The following is a 260-nucleotide window of genomic DNA, read 5'->3' as shown; positions in this document are numbered from 1 at the left end:
AAACTGATGCTTCTTGCTTTGGAGCCAGTACTGGGTCTGTAACTGCAGGTGCTGTAACTGGAGCTGTAGGCACAGTAACCTATTCTTGGAAAAATGCTTCGAATACTGTAGTGGGTTCTACTGCAACAGTTGATAATCTTCCTGCTGGAACGTATACTGTAACTGTTAGTGACTCTTGCTCATCTGAATCCAATTCTGTAACTATTGGACAACCTGAAGCCGCTTTGGCTTTGGGTGCTTCTTCTAAAACTGATGCTTCT

The 260-nt window shown here is 43.5% G+C and carries 1 protein-coding gene; it reads left to right on the top strand.

Features of this window, described 5'->3' with window-relative positions; genetic code table 11:
* The coding region (locus ACSVH9_RS16425; RefSeq protein ID WP_438064646.1) for a hypothetical protein at positions 1-260 on the top strand (260 nt) is incomplete at both ends.

The organism is Flavobacterium sp. RSSB_23, from assembly GCF_051547145.1.
In the GTDB taxonomy this organism is placed as follows: Bacteria; Bacteroidota; Bacteroidia; order Flavobacteriales; family Flavobacteriaceae; genus Flavobacterium.
Note: the sequence above shows the minus strand (reverse complement) of the source record. Positions and strands in the feature narration are given on the sequence as shown.